Source organism: Pseudomonas sp. NFX98 (genome assembly GCF_047784845.1).
Classification (GTDB): domain Bacteria; phylum Pseudomonadota; class Gammaproteobacteria; order Pseudomonadales; family Pseudomonadaceae; genus Aquipseudomonas.
Genome location: NZ_JBLNNF010000004.1, coordinates 35,997 through 53,898 on the forward strand (window position 1 = coordinate 35,997; position 17,902 = coordinate 53,898).

At 57.2% G+C, this 17,902-nt stretch carries 8 protein-coding genes and 1 pseudogene; 5 read left to right on the forward strand and 4 right to left on the reverse strand.

The features are described 5' to 3' along the window. Position 1: 1 nt before the first annotated feature. A complete protein-coding gene (locus ACM110_RS06225; protein WP_416127065.1) occupies positions 2 to 1,189 on the reverse strand; it encodes a hypothetical protein in 1,188 nt (395 codons plus the stop codon). 66 nt (positions 1,190 to 1,255) lie between these two features. Next, positions 1,256 to 3,061: a hypothetical protein gene (locus ACM110_RS06230; protein WP_416127066.1), complete on the reverse strand. Its 1,806-nt coding sequence runs from the start codon at positions 3,059 to 3,061 to the stop codon at positions 1,256 to 1,258. A gap of 358 nt (positions 3,062 to 3,419) precedes the next feature. On the opposite strand from ACM110_RS06230, the gene ACM110_RS06235 reads away from it, so the two are divergent. The 5 genes from ACM110_RS06235 (at position 3,420) to ACM110_RS06255 (ending at position 13,806) form a co-directional block, all read left to right on the forward strand. After that, the gene (locus ACM110_RS06235) at positions 3,420 to 8,465 is read left to right on the forward strand and encodes an RHS repeat domain-containing protein (RefSeq protein ID WP_416127067.1); all 5,046 of its coding nucleotides are present in this window, start codon (positions 3,420 to 3,422) and stop codon (positions 8,463 to 8,465) included. Between the two features lie 247 nt (positions 8,466 to 8,712). Then, positions 8,713 to 9,267, forward strand: coding sequence for a fimbrial protein (locus ACM110_RS06240; protein WP_416127068.1), 555 nt, complete (start codon positions 8,713 to 8,715; stop codon positions 9,265 to 9,267). Between the two features lie 88 nt (positions 9,268 to 9,355). Beyond that, positions 9,356 to 10,111 carry a molecular chaperone gene (locus tag ACM110_RS06245; RefSeq protein ID WP_416127069.1) on the forward strand — a complete coding sequence of 252 codons (756 nt, stop codon included), beginning with the start codon at positions 9,356 to 9,358 and terminating at the stop codon, positions 10,109 to 10,111. 27 nt (positions 10,112 to 10,138) lie between these two features. Continuing rightward, the gene (locus ACM110_RS06250) at positions 10,139 to 12,652 is read left to right on the forward strand and encodes a fimbria/pilus outer membrane usher protein (protein ID WP_416127070.1); all 2,514 of its coding nucleotides are present in this window, start codon (positions 10,139 to 10,141) and stop codon (positions 12,650 to 12,652) included. A 65-nt stretch (positions 12,653 to 12,717) separates the two neighbouring features. After that, a complete protein-coding gene (locus ACM110_RS06255) occupies positions 12,718 to 13,806 on the forward strand; it encodes a fimbrial protein (protein ID WP_416127071.1) in 1,089 nt (362 codons plus the stop codon). Positions 13,807 to 13,950: 144 nt separating this feature from the next. On the opposite strand, the gene ACM110_RS06260 is transcribed toward ACM110_RS06255, so the two are convergent. Both ACM110_RS06260 and ACM110_RS06265 read right to left on the reverse strand, forming a co-directional pair. Continuing rightward, a complete protein-coding gene (locus ACM110_RS06260; RefSeq protein ID WP_416127072.1) occupies positions 13,951 to 15,390 on the reverse strand; it encodes a hypothetical protein in 1,440 nt (479 codons plus the stop codon). Positions 15,391 to 15,588: 198 nt separating this feature from the next. Then, positions 15,589 to 17,831: pseudogene (locus ACM110_RS06265) on the reverse strand (autotransporter outer membrane beta-barrel domain-containing protein). Between the last annotated feature and the right edge of the window lie 71 nt (positions 17,832 to 17,902).

Here is a 17,902-nt window from a genome sequence, read left to right on the forward strand (position 1 = left end):
GTTAAAAGAGCTCAAATTTTTTTCCAACAGGATCATTACCGATAAAAGCTACACAATCGACGCCTCGTGCCCCCGCGCCAGCGTACATAGACAGCGTTTCCACGAACGGCGGAGCAGTTTTTGTGACTTCCAACAAATTTTCAGTATCTATATGGATGGGAAGTTCAAACTCCCGAATATTCAACCCGACATCTGGAAATGAAAAAGCAGCAATGGTCATGCTACCGGCATGGGCTTGCACCTTCAGTTTCTGGATAACACCATTGGCGTCCTTGATTTCATCAAACCTGGCATCCGGGGCCTTGTAAGCAACCCGCAAAGCCTCGGCAACGATCTCATGCATAAGCAATTGGTTGCTGATGATCAAACTTGAATCAATCCCCGGTAAATCACTTGGAATCGGATACAACCAATCTTCCCTGGGAAAGCCACCCTCCAACTCCCCCTTCATTGCAATCCGCAGTTCCAGCGCACCATTGCCGAAATTGGCCGCATTCCTGACATTCGCCCCCGCCTCCATCACCGTGCGCATCTTGAACTTCGCCGGTTTGAGAAACTCCTGCTCGGTGTAGGCCAGCTGCCCCAGTTTGTAAGTCCGGTGTGCCAGTTCGGCCTCGCGGAACTTGCGCTTCATGTAGGCACCACCGACCCGGCGCACATGCTCGATACGCGAGCCGGTCAATTCCCAGACGTAACGCTGTGCAGCCGGATCACCCAGGTCCAGCACCACACTCCCGCCTTGATCAACCTGACCGACGATGTCCTTGAGCGATACCCGATTGGCCTTGAGTTCCGGATGATCAAGTGGATCGAACGAGCTGATTTTGGTGACCTCGACGCCGCCACCGGGACCGCTGTACAGCTCGATTTCGGTCCCCCCGACAATGGACATGCTCATATTGGCCTCGGCCACATTGCCGCCATTGCCATCCGGGTTGTTTTCAAAGCTCAGCCGCGGAACATCAGTCTGGTAGTCATTCAACCAATACCAGGTGGTTTCACCGGTGGCATAGGTGTCATCGATCGGAGGCATGTAGGAATTGCTATCAAACTTCTGAATATATTCCTGATGCAACAGATGATTGCACTTGTCTTTATCGTAAGCAACGAGCGCACTCCAGTCATTGGTACGCGGCCGCAATGCTGCCCACTCCATATACTCTTGGTAAGTGACTCTTCTGGCTGCCATGATATTCATCCTTATTTATTAAACGTTTAGTGTTTCGAAAATTTCAAGCGTGCAATCTGTGTTTGATCAAGCGACCAAGGTAAACCGTGCATCGACCAATTTCGTTTCAGCGCCGGGTTCATAGATAATCGTTACTTCAACAGTGACGGGGCCCGTCTGAAATTTCTGCAACTCGGTTTTACTGACAAACGACTCAACCAACTTCGCATCGGCTTGCGCCGGGGTTACAACATGATTGTTGAATATCGGATAAGTCAGTGCAGCGCCTGCCGTATCTTTCCCAACCAAAACAGCATGTAATGTCTGGCCCGCACGGATATAGGTCCAACCACGAGAGAAAGAAAACTTCTCACCCTGCGCAGGAACGGCTGCAATGGAAATACGACCGCCTGTCCCCTGGGCCTGTAATGACTGAATCGCCAGATAACGGTTAAGGGGTACCGGTAGTACGCGCAAAACATACGCTTGCGATGGGTACGCAAAGGTTTCACCCTGCGGTGTAACCTTGTAATAAACATTGACCGACTTGCCCATGTTGGCCGGAATGTATTGGGACGGGATATTGAAGATGCGGCCGCCCGGGGTGATGGGCACAGTGACGGAATGGACACCGGTCGTCCCGAATCCCTCGAAGAACACTTCAACCTTATCGTTGGGCCCATAGCTGGCCTCGTCGTCTAGCTGGATATTGATACCCGAAACGGCAACGACATCGGCATCGATCTCGCCCTCACCTTCCACCGGCTCGTCACCAGGCCGTGCGCCCACCACAATGGCCATCGGCAGATTCAACGGCGCGCGGATGGTGGCCGGGTAAGGTATCGCCGACAACGCGCTGCCTATCCAGCCAAACTGGTGTTGCAACTCGATGGGCGAGCCATTGTTCGCCGTCACCCACTCCGGCGGTACCACCAGTTCGATGTACCCCTTGTCGATAGTCGATACATCGACCCGTGCCTGCAGAACAAGCGGGACAACTTCGTCCAGGTTCGAACGGACGTAGCACAGCAACTCATCCCCGACACTGATATCAGGCCAGGCATCGACTCGTAGCGGCAATCCTGCGGGATATTGCACCGGGTTAATCGGCCCTCCGCTATGACCCACAATGGTCAAGGCCGGAAGCAGGGCTGTCGTCGGTGGATTGAGTTCAATGGTTTGCGTGGCCGACAAAGTTTTTTCCGTGGTCGTCCCGGCGTACTGAATGCCGTAGTTCAACTCGATCCAGCCGCCATCGACGCGCCGCAGATCACTCTTGCTGAGAAACAATGCCAGGGGCTTATCGAGATTGGCGCTGGTGACGGTCGTGGGATAGGCAAGCGGCGGCAAGTATTCCTGGCCGTCGGCATAGAAGCGTCGGCAATGCAGTGTGACGATGTCGGCGACCGACATTGCCTCATACGGCACCAGGCGCACAGCCAGCGCCGCCGGCGCACTGCCCAGATCCAGATGCAGATCATGGGATTCCTGAATCTGCAACACGGGGAGCGCCGGCCTCGCCCGCGGGCGCTTGCCGACATAGAAGAAAATTCGCCGGGATTCGTCGCCAGGCGCACCACCGGCGATTGACACCCGATACGAGTAGAAAGCCCAGCCCATGTCCAGGGCGACAATCGTATGGTTTTCGATTTCGGCCGGCATGCCGTAGGGCGTCAACTTGCTCGTGTCCACCGCCACTTGGTCAATCAGCTCGTCCACTACCGTGCCATCGGCGGCGCAGCCGCGAAAATTCAGGTAGAGCAAATGGTCGTCGCCGGTTTCAATCCCGGGATACTTGATATAAGTCAAAAGCTTCGAACTGCCCAACTTGACCACATCGACGGCATTGTCGGGGCCTAGTGATGGAACGGTCGGCGCAGGGTTATCAATCATGGTTAAACTTCCTTCATTAAGGCAGTTGTTATCGGCAAGTTGACTTGAGCCGCAGTCATTGAAAACAGTTTTTACGCCTGAATAGAGGGCTTGGGTACTATCAGAACTGCTAGGTTCGCATCGCTGTAAATGCTGCTAGTGTTTTACTTCAGTCAATTGCGCAATTGCTCAAGCAAGAAAAGACAACCAAAACAGCACATTAACTGATGAAGTCATTAGCTTTGATTAAAAGCAGCCATTGCTGTGTACAAGATATTAAGCAAACAAAAATCACCGTGGCAGAACAATGTCTCTTAATGACGCGTTATTCACGAGACGCCTGCCACCGGTTGCTCATTTACGTATTGAGGTTTGACGCATGACCACCTCCACCGCCCAGCCCACCTCCGTGCATTCCAATGCATTCAACTTTCAAAGTTTCGTTCAACCCGGTGTCGACCAGCGCACCGGTTTGTACACCGTATCGCTGTCTTTTCCGGAGGTGAAATCCTGTGATCTCAGCGGTCCGGCGGTGCCACTTACACTTGGCTATAGCCCCATCAACACGGTCGATAACGGCTATGGCAAGGGATGGCGTCTGGGATTGACGCAATACACGCCCAGTACACAGATTATCTCGGTGCATTCGGGAGAAAGTTTCAAAGTTACGGGCAGTGATCCGGCGATTGCCGGTCGACTGACCATGAAGGAGCAGAAAATTGAAACCTTCAAACTGTATGAGCTGAGCGGCAATCCGCTCGGCCAGTACAAGGTCGTGCATAACTCGGGGCTGGTGGAGATCCTCAAGCTCACCGGCACCACGCCGCAAGTCGCCATGCCGGTAAAAATGTACTCCCCTCAGGGCCACGAAGTGACTCTCGCCTATCAGGCTGCGGGCCAGGGTCGCATGTTGAGCACGATCAGGGACAGTCAGGGGGTATTGCTGGAAGTGCTCCGCAACCTGATCGCCAAGACGGTTGATATCCAGGTGAAACCGGTGGCCGGAGTGCCGGCGGCCATGTTCATCCTGCAACTGGAAGGCGATCTGATGACGCGGGTTACCTTGCCAACCGCAAACAACGCCGGCTGGCGCTTTTTGTACGGACTGGAGCGCGAGCAACTGTGCATCAAGGAAGTCTGGACGCCGCTGGGCGGTCACGAAACGATTCAATACAACGACGCCGGCCACGGGTATCCGGGCAATCCCGGCTACCCCAATCTGCCACGGGTAACCAGTCACGTCACCGAGCCAGGCGCAGGCCAGCCGCCGATCGAACTGAAATACACCTACAGCGACAACGGCAACAATTTCCTCGGCTACAACTCCACTGTCGACTGGAGCGATGAAGGCGAGGACAACCTGTACAAAGTCATCGGCCCATACCAGTACGAGACCACCGAGAGCCTGATGGTGGCCAAGACTGCCGTGCGAATCGTGACCCGCACCTTCAACCGCTTTCACTTGATGACCCAGGAACAAACGACTCAGGGAAACGCACAAAAAACCCTGAAAACCGTTTACTACGCGAACGATACCGAGACGTTCGAAAAACAGGATCGCCGCTGCCAACTGCCCCGGCAAGCCACTGAACTCTGGCAACTGAGCGACGATCCGCGTTATTGGCGGCAGAACAAAAAAATCACCGAATACGACATTCACGGCAACCTGACGTTGACGGTCCAGGACAATGGCATCAGGGAAGCCATCGCCTACTATCCAGCCATCGGTGCGCCGGGTGATTGTCCGCCAGACCCGTACGGTTTTGTCCGTCATATCCGGGAAAAAACCGTGACGCCGAGCGCAGACTCCGCCCGGATCCCCGAACTGCAAGAGGGGGCAGCAACCCTGCGCTCGCGCTACCGTTACGAATTGATGCCCCCCATCAGCGGCAGCACCACGCCGTGGGTTGCACTGATTGAAGAGCGGTTGCTGGAAGTGAAGGATCCGGGCGAGCGTTTACTTCAGCGTGCGGTGTACTCTTACATCAACGCACCGACCGATCACCTCGCCCATGGTCGTCGCCAGCGGCAGGCCTTGACCGTCGGTGAAACGCCCGGCTATACAACCTTCACCGATTACAACTACAGCAAGCATGCCGCCACCTTTGCAACCTTTGCCGGTGAAACAGTCCTGCGCACGGTAGAAACCCTGGGCACCGATTTCGACAGCGTCAGTAAAAGCGTCACCTATGAGCACTCGTTGCTCAACGGTGAACCCATACTGATCTCCGACAAAGACGAACAACTCAAGTACACCTACGATGCCCTCGGCCGTGTGGTGACAGAAACCGAAGCGCCCAATACGCCATACCCCGCATCCCGAACCTTCAGCTACACGCTGATCCGTCCGGCAGGCCAGGGTGAAACGCCGGTCAGCCAATGGGCCGGCCAGGAAATGGAAGATGTCAAGAAGGTCAGGGTCCGAACCTGGTTCGACGGGTTGAATCGCTCGATCTGCGAAGAGCAACAGGATCTGGATAATGCCGGCGGTAGTCCACCGGTGTTCCGTCGCACCTACGAGGCCAGTTACAACGCCCTCAGTGAAGTGACCAGTGAAACGGAAATAGACTGGCTGGAAAAGATCGACCTGCGGCTGACGACGACCTACACCTACGATCTATGGGGTAATCAGGACAGCGCCACCGGGCCGGACGGCATTACCCGGCATACTCGCAGCAGTCCGATTGGTTTCATCACGGAACAATGGACCGAGGGCATGGGCAAGTCTGTCACGTTGTCCAATCGCTTCGACAAACCGGTGAAGAGCGAGCAGTTCGACCTGAGTGGCCAGCGTGTCAGCCTGCATCGCTACAAATACGATGGGCTGGGCCACTGCACAGAAGAAATCGACACGATGGGGCGCATCACCCGGTTCCACTACGATGCCCACGCCCGCCTGTTCAGCAATACCCTGCCGGACAGAACGGTCATCCGCCGCTCCTACGCCGCCCATACCATCACCCCCCTGGTCGCCAGCCTGACGGTGCAGCCGGGCAATGTCTTGCTGCCCTCGATACTCGTGGGCGAACAGCAATTTGACGGGCTGGAACGCTTGACGAAGATGACCGTCGGCGGGCGCGTCGAGCAATTGCATTATGAAGCCGGCCGTTTGCAGCCAAGTCGGCGGATCACCCCGGCCGGCAAACAGATCGACTACGAATACAAGCCCGGCCTGACCACCCAGCCAACCATGATCAAGCCGCCGGAAGGCGACTCGAACTTCGATTACGACCTGCTCAACGGCAACCTGGAATCGTCGAGCAACGCGCGAGGCACTAACAGTTTCAGCTACACCAACGCTGGGCACTTGAGCGTAGAGAGCTGGAAAGACGCCGCCACCCCGGATCCGTGGGTCACCCGTTACACCAGTTCGCTCAAAGGTCGTCAGTTAAGTCGCACCGATGTTGGCGGACAGGTCGCCAACGCTGATTACGACCTGATCAATGGACGTCTGCTCAGCGTGCGCCAGTGCCAGTTGCAAGCCGACTTCTCCTATGACAATTGCGGTCGCAATTACCGCACCGTCACTACTGACAGCGGTACCGGGAATAATCTGACCACCACCCTGGCTTTTGACGATATCGGCCGGGAAACCAGCCGTACGCTGGTGCTGCGCAACGCTCAGGGGCGCGCATTGCAACCTGAGCGCCGCATCGAACTGACCTACCTGGCCGATGGCAATGTCAGCACCCGACACCTTTCCGTGGACGGCATCACAGCACTGCTGGAAACCTTCGAGTACGACTTGCGCGGGCGACTGGAAGTGCATGGGTACTCGGGGACCGACCTGCCCAAGGACCGGTTTGGCCATGCCATGCTCAAGCAGTATTTCGAGTTCGATGCCCTGGACAACATCATCTACAGCCGCACCGATTTTGCGGACGGCCGCCGCAACATCGCCGAATACGGTTTTGCAGTCGACGACCCTTGTCAACTGGCCCACGTCACCCACAGTCATCCGGACTATAAGGCGCTCTTGTTAACCGACTACAGCTATGACGCAGACGGCAACCTGACCCATGACGAGTTGGGCCAGCAGTTGCATTACGACAGTCAGGGCCGGTTGCTGAGCCTCAGCACGCCGCAAGGGCAACCGTTGACGGACTACGCATACGACGCACATGACCATCTGGTGGCGGTCAAACCGGCGGGGCAAGCCGAGTTGCTGCGGTTCTACGAAGGCACCCGGTTAAGCGACATGGTGCAGGACGGTCAGCATACGCAGCTGCTCCAACTGGGCGCTCAGCCACTGGGGCAACAGGTGCCGGGGGACGACAGTAAAACCCTGTTGCTGCTGACCGATGCCAAGCAATCGGTAATCGGTGAAAGCCAGGCCGACGAACTGCGCACGGCGGTATACAACACCTATGGCGAACGTAGCAGTGATGACCCTCTGCACAGCCTGCTGGCCTTCAACGGCGAAGTGCGCGACCCGATGAGTGGCTGGTATCTGCTTGGCCGTGGTTATCGCGCCTATAACCCCTTCCTGATGCGTTTCCATAGCCCGGACTCCCTGAGCCCGTTTGGTGCCGGTGGCATTAACAGCTATATGTATTGCTCGGGGAATCCGATTGCTTTAAGTGATCCGACGGGGCATACCGGGCAAAGCAGCAAAATCATTCGTGATACGAGATTCATGGTTGCCAGTGGCGCCGTCGCGGTTGGTTTGGGAATTTTTTTAAGTATTGTGACGTTCAACCCCATGCCACTGGCACTCGGATTGAGCATTCTAGCCATCGCCGCCGGTGCGTCCACCGCCACCGTAGTGAACATATTCAACGCCGTGTTCGTCATCACCACTGCGATTACCGTCCTTGCAAAACTCTGGAACTGGACGTCATTGGGCGCAGGCTTTGGCGTAGGAGGGGCCTCATTTGCGGCAAAGGACCAGAAACAAAGTGACGAATTGGCATTTGTCGGTCTTGGCTTGGATTTCACTATGTTTCCGATGTTCAAAGCCAACATCAGACCTGCTTTGCCGGATTTCTCAAGTTTTTCGCGCGGCAGTTCCTCTGCCAGTTCGCGTAAAGCGTCCAGCGCCTCCAATGCCAGTACAACTTCCAATTCGTCGAATGATGTTTACGACTTTATGAATAGACCCCCTTCCGGTGAGAATTGGAGCATGAAAGGCAAACCTACGAAAGTTGGGAACTACTTTCCACCGCAATTCATGCAAAACAGAATGGCGCAAACATTGGAACACGCGCATTTACAAAATGATCCCGGGTCGCGCACTGGTATCGCATCTCCATACTCAGGAACTCCAAGTGCGCAAATCACCAACAGGTCGACAATTGAAAGCAGCACAGCGGAATCATTCACTATCGATTCAATACCTGCTCCAAGAGTACAGGAGTGGCTTGGTCCCGGGATGAGACAAGCCGTTCACAAGCCAATACTAAGTTTCGCCTACATACCAAAATAAACTGTATGCCAGGCAATCAGCCAAATGATTGCCTGGCTTTTTGCTGCCCGAAACATAAGTAAACAACTCTCAACTTTTTATCCGCCACATTGAGAGTTCTCTCATATATCCCTTCCCCTCCCCCTCCTAAAATCCGCCCTCCGAGACACTGCGCTCCCCTTCATTCACTTTAAAACACTCAACAAGAGTGCCGCACCGGATTTGTCTCGGTTCAACTTTGCCGGGCGGATATACAAGGATAAACAACATGAACAAAACCCTACTCGCACTGACCCTGGGTCTGGCTGCAAGCGTTGCGGGCACTTCGGCGTTCGCTGACAGCGTCGGTCAGATCAACTTCACAGGTAACATCAACGCCAACACCTGCCCGATCGATGCGATCGATCCAGGCACCGGCGCCACTGGTCCGATCAACCTGGGCAGCGTGGCGGTGCCTGATTTCGGCGGCGCGGCCGACACCGAAGTGGGCGGTCGCGAGTTCGCCCTGCGCATCAAGGACGGCGCAGTTTGTGGTTTCGTCCCTGGCGACACCGCCAGCGTGCAATTCGACAGCACCCACGGTAATGCGGGTACCGGCGGCCGCTACTACGGCATCCAGACCGGTGGCGCCACCGGTGTTGCGCTGGCCATCCAGGACAACGACGGCAAGCACGTAGACAGCGGTACACAATCCAAGGACTACCCGCTGAACGCTATCGGCGAAACCCGCATGATTTTCAACGCCAAGTATCGCTCCACCTCTGCGACGGTCGTACCGGGCCCGGTGATCGCCAACATCAACTTCCTCGTCACCCTTCCGTAACGTCAAACCCTTTGAGCGCAACGCCCGCTTGCGCTCAAAGGGTGCGTGCGTCACCGCTCCAGCGCCCGTATTGCCCAGAGGTATTTTCATGTTCGAATCATTCAAAGCATTCTGTCGTCACAGAGCGACGCGCCCCTGCGCCGTGGCCGCGCTGCTGCTGGCCGTCCACGCACCCGCCAGCCATGGCGCACTGACCCTCAGCGGTACCCGCGTGCTGTTCGAAAGTGACAAGCGCAGCGTTTCATTGGTGGTCGCCAACCCCAGCGACAAACCCTACGCCGTGCAGACCTGGGTCAACACCACCACCGACGACACCACCACCGCGGTGCCGTTCATGGTTTCGCCGCCGTTGTTCCGGGTCAACCCCGGTAAAGAACAGCAAGTGCAGATCAACGGCTTGCCCAACTCGCTGCCGACTGATCGGGAGTCGCTGTTCTACTTCAACGCGCAAGAGATCCCGCAAGTCGAAAGCGATCAAAGCAATGTGCTGAACATTGCCATCCGCACGCGCATCAAACTGCTCTATCGCCCCAGCCAGTTAAAGGACAACCCGAATGTACGGCTCAAGGACCTGCAATGGTCGCTGCAGCGGATTGACGGCAAGTCCAGCCTTACGGTGACCAACCCGACGCCTTTTCACTACACCTTCCACCGCGTCGAAGTGAGCGCCAACGGCCAGTCGCAGACACTGGAAAACCCGCCGATGGTCCTGCCGCTCGATCGTCAGGTGTTTGCCCTGGGTGAAGTCAAGTCCGCACCAGACATGCGCGTGTCGTTTACCACCATCAACGACTACGGCGGCATCACCCCGCCGATGAGCCAGCCACTTCAGAACAACCGCTGATCGCCCATAGCATTCATAGCCAGGAAGATGACGATGATCCCTTTCCCGGGTCGCAGGCGCGTGCCCGTTCGCCAGCGTTTTGCCCAACTTATTCTTATCGGCAGTGGTGGCGTCGCCCTTGTGGAGGCAGGGCCGGCACTGGCGAATTCGCCATTGAGCTTTCAGAGCGGTTTCATGCGTCAGGGCGTCGGGCAGCCAACCGATGCCGGTCACCTGGCATTGCAGGTGCTGGCGAACCATCAGGATCTGGGTCCGGGTCGCTACCGCGTTGAAGTTCGCGTCAACCATGAATATGTGGGGCGACATGAACTCGAGTTCGTCCAGCAAGACTCCGATGGCCTGGCGGCCTGCCTGAGTGTCGGTCAACTCGAGCAGTTCGGCATCAAGCTTGATGCGGTTGCCCACCCCGAACAACTGGAGTCGAGTTGCATCAACCTCGTCACGCTCATCGACGGCGCCCGCAGCGAGTTTGACGGCGGGCAATTGCAACTGGCGTTGTCCATTCCGCAGATTGCCATGCGCCGTGACGTCAGCGGCTATGTCGATCCCGAACGTTGGGACGAGGGCATCAACGCCGCGTTCCTCAACTACCAGGTGTCGGCCCAGCAGGGCTCCAATCGCTACGGCGCCAACAACAGCCAGGACTTGTATCTCAACGCCGGGTTGAACCTCGGCCCCTGGCGCCTGCGAACCAGCCAGAGTGGGCGCCAGGACAGCCGCGGTGACCGCGAATGGACCCGCGCCTACACCTACGCGCAACGGGATTTGCCCGGCATGAACGCCAATCTCACGCTGGGTGAAGCCTTCACCGGTGGCGATGTGTTCAAGAGCCTGCCGATCAAGGGCGCGCTGGTCAGCTCGGACGTCGGCATGTTGCCCGACGCAATGCAGGGTTACGCGCCGATCATCCGTGGCGTGGCACTGAGCCGTGTCAGGCTGGAAGTGCGGCAGAACGGGTATCCGATCTATTCCACCTACGTCAGTGCCGGCCCTTATGTGATCGACGACTTGAACACCGGCGGTGGCAGCGGCGAGCTGGAAGTGGTGCTGACCGAGGCCGATGGGCAAGTGCGGCGTTTCATCCAGCCCTATGCGTCCCTGGGCAATCTGCTGCGCGAAGGCACGTGGCGCTACGGCGCCGCCGTCGGCCGCTACAACGCCGCCAGCCATATCGACGACCCCCTGTTGTGGCAAGGCACCCTGGCGGTGGGCACTGGCTGGGGCACGACACTCTATGGCGGCTTGATGACCGGCGAGTACTATCGGGCCATTAACATGGGCGCCGCCAGGGATTTGGGCAGCGTCGGCGCGCTCGCCTTTGACATCACGCGTTCCGATGCCGATCTCGACACCCGCGATCTGAACTCAGTGCAGGGCATGAGTTATGCCATCAAATACGGCAAAACATTCGCCACCCGCACCAGCCTCCGTTTCGCCGGTTATCGGTACTCCACCGAAGGTTATCGCGATTTCGATGAGGCCGTTCGTCAACGCAGTCAGGACAGCAGTTTTCGCGGCAGCCGGCGCAGCCGCCTGGAAGCGGCCGTGTATCAGAACCTGACACCGCAGAGTTCGCTGACGCTGACCTTGTCCCAGGAAGAGTTCTGGCGTAGCGACTACCAACGCCGCCAGTTTCAGTTCAACTTCAACACCCAGCATCGCGGTGTTGGCTACTCGCTGTTCGCCAGCCAGTCCCTGACCGACAGAAACGAACACAGCGACCGCCAGATCGGCTTGAGTGTGTCCCTGCCCTTGGGGTTCGGACACACCAACTCGGCGACTTTCGATGTTCAAAAAAATGGCAACGCGTTCAGCCAGCGCGCCAGCCTCAATGGCGTACTTGACGAGAACCGCTTCAACTACCGCGCAGCCGTGGCCAACCAGGACAACCGCCAGCAATCGGCGGAACTGTCCATGGGTTATCAAACGCCGTTTGGCAATCTCGGTGCGGGCGTGAGCCAGGGCAGCGATTACCGAAGTCTGTCCGTCAACGCGACCGGCGCGGTGCTGCTGCATGGCGAAGGCATCGAGTTGGGGCCATACCTGGGAGAAACCGCAGGCCTGGTGGAAGTGCCGGGGATCAAGGATATCGGGATCGCCAACGCGCCTGGTGTGCGCACCAATGAACGTGGCTATGCCCTGGTGCCGTATCTGCGCCCCTATCGGGTCAACCAGCTCGAACTGCAAACCGATCAACTGGGCCCTGACGTCGAAATCGACAACGGCACCACTCAAGTCGTGCCGCGTCGCGGTGCGGTGGTCAAGAGCACATTCGCCGCCCGCACGGTGAGCCGCATGGTCATCAGCGCCACATACAAAGAACAACCCCTGCCCTTCGGTGCGCAGGTCCGCGATGAGGAAGATGCCGTGATCGGTCTGGTCGGTCAGGCGGGTCAAGTGATGCTCACCACGGATGACCAACCACAGACGCTCACGGTCCGCTGGGGTGAACAGTCCGCCCAGCAATGCCGGTTGGACGTAGACCCACAACGCATGGAGCTGACACAAGGTTATCGCCTGCAGACTTCGACCTGCCGTTGACACACAACTATTGAAATGGCGCCGGCCCCAGGTCTCGGCGCCTCGCTCATTGAAGGAAGACACTCATGAAATTCTCTCTGCGACGGGGCTTGGCCCTGGCAGTGGTCGTTGCCGGCTGGCAACTGGCGGCGCCCGCCATGGGCAACACATGCTCATGGGATTCGACACCGGGCCCGCTGGATTTCCAGGCGGATGTGGGGAATGTCTATGTTCCGCGGGATGCGCCTGTGGGTAGCGTCATTGGTGTCATCAACAAGTTCGTGCAGACGCCCCATCCCGGCCCCCAGGGAATCACGTGCAGCAATGACGGCAGCGTCGTATTGAACTTCAATGCCGTTCCCATTGCACCTTCAGACCGCAGGGTCCACGAGATCATTGGGGATCCCACCGGCGGCACGGTCTTCAAGACCAACATCCCGGGTGTTGGTGCGCGCATAACGCTGGAATTCGGTTTCGATGGCATGGCGGGCAATTCGTTCGTCCCGATAGGTGGCCCACCGATAGTGCCATTCGATGCTCACATCAGCCGCACCTTGGTCTCGCCTTTTACGCTTTCTCGGCTGAGGAGCAAAGTGACGCTGGTTAAAACCGCAATGATTGCCCCCGGACCCCACATGCTGAGCCAGCAGATATTCGACGGTCATTTCTCGGATATCGGCAAAGGCTTCACTTATGGTATTCGGGGTACGGTCGTTCAGGCGCTGTGCACGGTAGGCGCCAACCCGGTGAGTGTCGATCCGGTACCGCTGGGTGACTGGGATGCGAAGGATTTTGTCTATCCCGGGTTTACCACGCCCCCAACCAGTTTCACCATCAGCTTGTCCAGTTGCATAGCCGATCCTTACGACGACAACCAGGCTCATGCCCACATCCGCCTGGATGGTGCAAACGGCTCGGTACCGGAAGATGACGGCAGCTACGGCGTGATCAACCTCAGCCCAGTCTCGACCGCCGCCGGCATGGGCATTCAGGTGCTGCGTAGCGACGGCGTTACACCCGTTCCCTTGGGCACCGATGTTTCATTCGGCGCCATTGAGGATGGCAGGAACAAGATCCTGGATTTCCGGGCGCGGTTCTACCAGATCAAAGACAGCGCGGACATTCGTCCGGGCAAAGCCGAAGGCGCGCTGAGTTTCACCATCACCTACCAATGAGCGACAACAGGCCCTGCTGATACGATCATGCTGTTTACAGGATCGAGCTTGCCCGTGATGGATTCAAGGCACGTGTTTTGCCAGGCACGTTTCTTCGTTACCGACCATCGCGAGCAAGTTGGCGTCTGCGGCCTGATGTTGCTATCAAGGCCTCAGCATCGGGTTCAGCAGCGTAAAAGGGAACCAGCTACGACCATTGTTGAAACTAACCTGGGTCTGCACCCGAAAACGCGCATCGTCCTTCAAGCTGTACATGAACGCCAGAGGCACTGTCGCCAGGACGCCCTCCGTAACCTGCGCATTAGTGACAGGCTGGGCATTCACGATCGTTGCGCTTTTCGGTTGGCCGTCGGTACCGGTGCCCGTCACTGTGATAGTGATCAGGCATTGGGTACTGATGTACGCCCATTTTCGCTGAAAAAGAGGCAGGCCCGCGGTAATGAGGCTCTTGTATACAGGATCGCTATGAGGTGCCACGAGTTGGGCGCCGGGCAATCTGGAGGCGGGATAGGCGTCAATGGCCAGGGTCAAGGGTCTGGACGGTTCAGTCGTACCGTCCTGCAGATGAACGAGATAAGTGACCGATAAGCTACTGTTGAGGTAGGCCGCAATACTCTCCTTGGGAATCGAAACTTCTCGCGCCCCCGCGACCACAGGCACCGTGATCGAACCGATAACACCCGGCTCGCCAAACTGCACTTCGAGTCGATCGTCGTCGTAGTAAATCGCCTCTTCCGGAATGCTTACGGTGGCTCCTCTCAGGGTATTCTCCGGCTTTAGGCTGCCCCAGTCGGAGGGTAAACCACCAATTTCAATGACCCAGGGGTTTGGCAAATATCGTGGCGCCCTGATCACAGCCACCAGCAACTCGGCGGGAACGGACTCGGCGCTCACAGTACCGGCACGATCTTCCACCCGGTAAGATACCTGCCGCTTTCCGTCACCACTCTTGAGAATCAAGTCTTTGTCAAACTCAAGGTAGATTGGGTACTGGTAGTTGTATTTGGTCAGAGGCTCGGTCCTGTACTCTTCGATAGCGCCGTTCAAGGGGTTTTCCCATGTTGCGACCACCACGTCTCCAACGGTGCGAGGCGAGTGCAGAGGAACCTCGACCCTCACAACATTTTCATGCTCATCCAGATATTTCTGGTCGATGGTATCGGTATCGAACTGGAGCTTGCTTTCGGCATCAAGTTCGGCCGGCTCGGTGTCGACGGTCAAAACACGGACTGCCGATGGTTCGGTTTGCCCGGTATGCAGGGTCAACAAATAGTGCACATGATGTACACCATCGAACAACCAGTCAGCAGGCACTTCAATGAAGTGATCATCCTCTGCGATCGGTGCCGTCCATGTCTTCTCAAGCGTTGAGCCATTCCAGAACAGCTCCACCGTTTCCGGATATTCTGGCGAAGGATCGGTATTGGTCCAGCGTTCAAATTCAATCTTCAGTGGTTTGCCCTGGACACTTAGTGGGAGCAAACCTTCCTGGCCGCCGTCAACTTCTTCAAGCATGACCTGTGTGAAAGGCTTGGGCCGATCCCGAAATGTATGTTGTTCGCTGGAATTTTTTTGTCTGGACATCATGACCTCCGTCAACGAAGAGCCCCAGACGAGCGTCACGCCTGCCTGGGTGCAGGAGTGACTATTAATGCCCAGATCCAGATGTCTGGATACTGTCATATCTGACAGGTCAGACCGGCTTCAGCAGCGTTTACCCACAAAAAGTGCAGGCCCACCGCGAGGTGACCTGCACTTTTTGTTCAGCGGCTGGAAAATGTATTACCAGCTATAACGCGCGCCGAAATTGGCACCCCACGGTTGTTCGAACTTGTCGCCATTGCTGTACTCAAGATCGACGTGGAACGAGATGCGGGACGTCGCCTTCATCGCAATGCCCGCACCCAGCTCACCACGGGAGCCGGCCAAGTCGGTATCGAATGAGTTGTTGTTGACTTGCGCATCGCTGCTGCCGCCGAATTCGTGCACATACGCGGCCCGCACATACGGCTGAACCTCGTAGCCCTTGCCCACCGTGAAATTGCGACCGGCCGTGGCACCGACTTTACCGAGCATTGAACGAATGCGATCGCCTTCGGCGGCCATGCCGTTATCCAGATCGTAGTCGGCGCCTTCAATGATCACGCCAGCCCACTGAGTATAGGGCTCGACGAAGTAACCATTGTCCAGCTTGATGTGCCGCCCGAACTCCACGGAGGCCCCGACACCGTTGTTGTCGTAGTCGCCCTTGGTCTTCCTGCCATCACTGAGGAGTACATCGGAGGAATTCTTGAAGCGGTTGAACTTGATGACCGCATCAGCGTAATAACCATTTTCATTGAGCCACGTGGTGTAGGCGCCGATGTAGTAGCTGTCGACTTCACCGGAAGTGCCACGGCTCATGTTCAAGTCGGATTGGCTGTAGCCGCCGAGTACGCCGACCAGCCATTGCCCATCCCCCAACGGCAGCGGCGCATCGGCACCGAATGAAAGGCCATGCTGGGTTTGCTGATAAGCCAGTTGCGAACTGGCACTGACGTTGTACTTGTTGCCGTAGGCGCGAACCCAGCCCCCGCCTTACCCTGATCCATGCGCACTTCACCCATGCGGCTGCGCAAGGTGCTGAGTTCGCCGTACCAGACAGTCGGAGCCGCGTTGAACAACGCCATGACCGATTGCGTGCCTGGGCTGATCGAACGCGAAGCCGTGTCCAGGACCCAGTCATTGTCACCCTGTTTGATCAGGTCGTAATCGTAGGCACCCAGGCTCACGGGGCCACCCAGCAAAGCAAACGTCGCATCGCCGCTACCGATATGGACCACCGGCCGCGCGCCCGCGGCAACAGGTTCCGAACCACTGCTGTCGAGCGCTACCGTGTGATCGCCGCTGGCGTTGCCACTGACGGTCAGCGTATCGATCTGCCCTGTGCTGAAATCGTTGTGCATGTAAAAGGTGCCGCCGCTGCCGGACAGTTCACCCACGGACAGTTTGAAGAACTCGCCCGGATTGCCGAATTGCACACCGCCACCGTTGAGCGTCAAACTCTGGACACTGCCATCGCCGACCATCACCCAACGCGCGTTATTGTTGACGGTCAGGCCTTGTACATTCTCCAGACGCCCGGTCAGCGATGCGGCATTGTCCAACTGGACACTGGCGGTGCTGCCGCTTTCAACGACGACATCACCGACCAGATGCGTATTGCTGTCACTGACAGAGAAACTGGCCGAACCACCGCTCTTAACGTCCAGCAAAATTCCATTGCTCCCCGTCAGCGTCGTGCCGTTACGCGCGGTAATCGCAGCATTGCCGCCGTCAACAAAAATCGCCGAACCGCCCAAACCCCGGACCTGCGTGCTGTCAAGATTCAACACAGTCCCGCCCGGCTGACTCGCATCGTCGCTAACGACGATACCGTTACGGCCACCGACAATCGTGCTGCCGACCGCCGAAGCCGTCCCGTCGAACATATCCAGGCCCACCCCGTTGATGCCGGTAGCGTGCAACTCGCTGTTGAGTAGTGTCAGGGTGCTGCGGGCACCGATAAGGGCACCCACGCCGACACCACTGATCACACTGTTCTGGGCAGTCGCCGTCGAACCGCCGCCCGAGGCTGTGAAGCCCAACAGTAAGCCGGTGGCGTTGCTATTGATGCGACTGCCGTTGATCTGCGCCGCGCTGTCGAAAAGCGACAACCCGGAACTGCTTCCCGAGGCATTGACCGTCGTGCCGGTGAGATTGACGGTGGAGCGGCCACCCGCCGTGATTTCCCGCGTGGTGGCCGCATTGGCATTCAGGGTGGCGGCGTTGCTCAGCGTGTAGTTATCGAGCGGGGTGTTCTGGTCAATGTTTTCGACACCACCGTTGATCGGTCCCGCCAGGACCTGTTGAGCCAGCAAAAGCAGCGGTGCAAGGCTTGCCCACTTCACGGCTTGCGAAACAGGGTTCAAATTAAAAACAGTCGTTGCCCACATTTCCAGGTACACCTCGATCAAGTAAAAATCGCTGGTCCGACCTGGTGTCATCTCACAGGCCGGACATTAAAGAGGCGGTGAGATTACGTTTACCTTTCCGTGATTTATGTAGGAATAATCCG

Excerpts from the sequence above, each read along its gene's own strand:
- ACM110_RS06235 (WP_416127067.1), top strand. The coding sequence starts at position 3,420 with ATGACCACCTCCACCGCCCAGCCCACCTCCGTGCATTCCAATGCATTC.
- ACM110_RS06240 (WP_416127068.1), top strand. The coding sequence starts at position 8,713 with ATGAACAAAACCCTACTCGCACTGACCCTGGGTCTGGCTGCAAGCGTT.
- ACM110_RS06260 (WP_416127072.1), bottom strand. The coding sequence starts at position 15,390 with ATGTCCAGACAAAAAAATTCCAGCGAACAACATACATTTCGGGATCGG.
- ACM110_RS06230 (WP_416127066.1), bottom strand. The coding sequence starts at position 3,061 with ATGATTGATAACCCTGCGCCGACCGTTCCATCACTAGGCCCCGACAAT.
- ACM110_RS06245 (WP_416127069.1), top strand. The coding sequence starts at position 9,356 with ATGTTCGAATCATTCAAAGCATTCTGTCGTCACAGAGCGACGCGCCCC.
- ACM110_RS06250 (WP_416127070.1), top strand. The coding sequence starts at position 10,139 with ATGACGATGATCCCTTTCCCGGGTCGCAGGCGCGTGCCCGTTCGCCAG.
- ACM110_RS06225 (WP_416127065.1), bottom strand. The coding sequence starts at position 1,189 with ATGGCAGCCAGAAGAGTCACTTACCAAGAGTATATGGAGTGGGCAGCA.
- ACM110_RS06255 (WP_416127071.1), top strand. The coding sequence starts at position 12,718 with ATGAAATTCTCTCTGCGACGGGGCTTGGCCCTGGCAGTGGTCGTTGCC.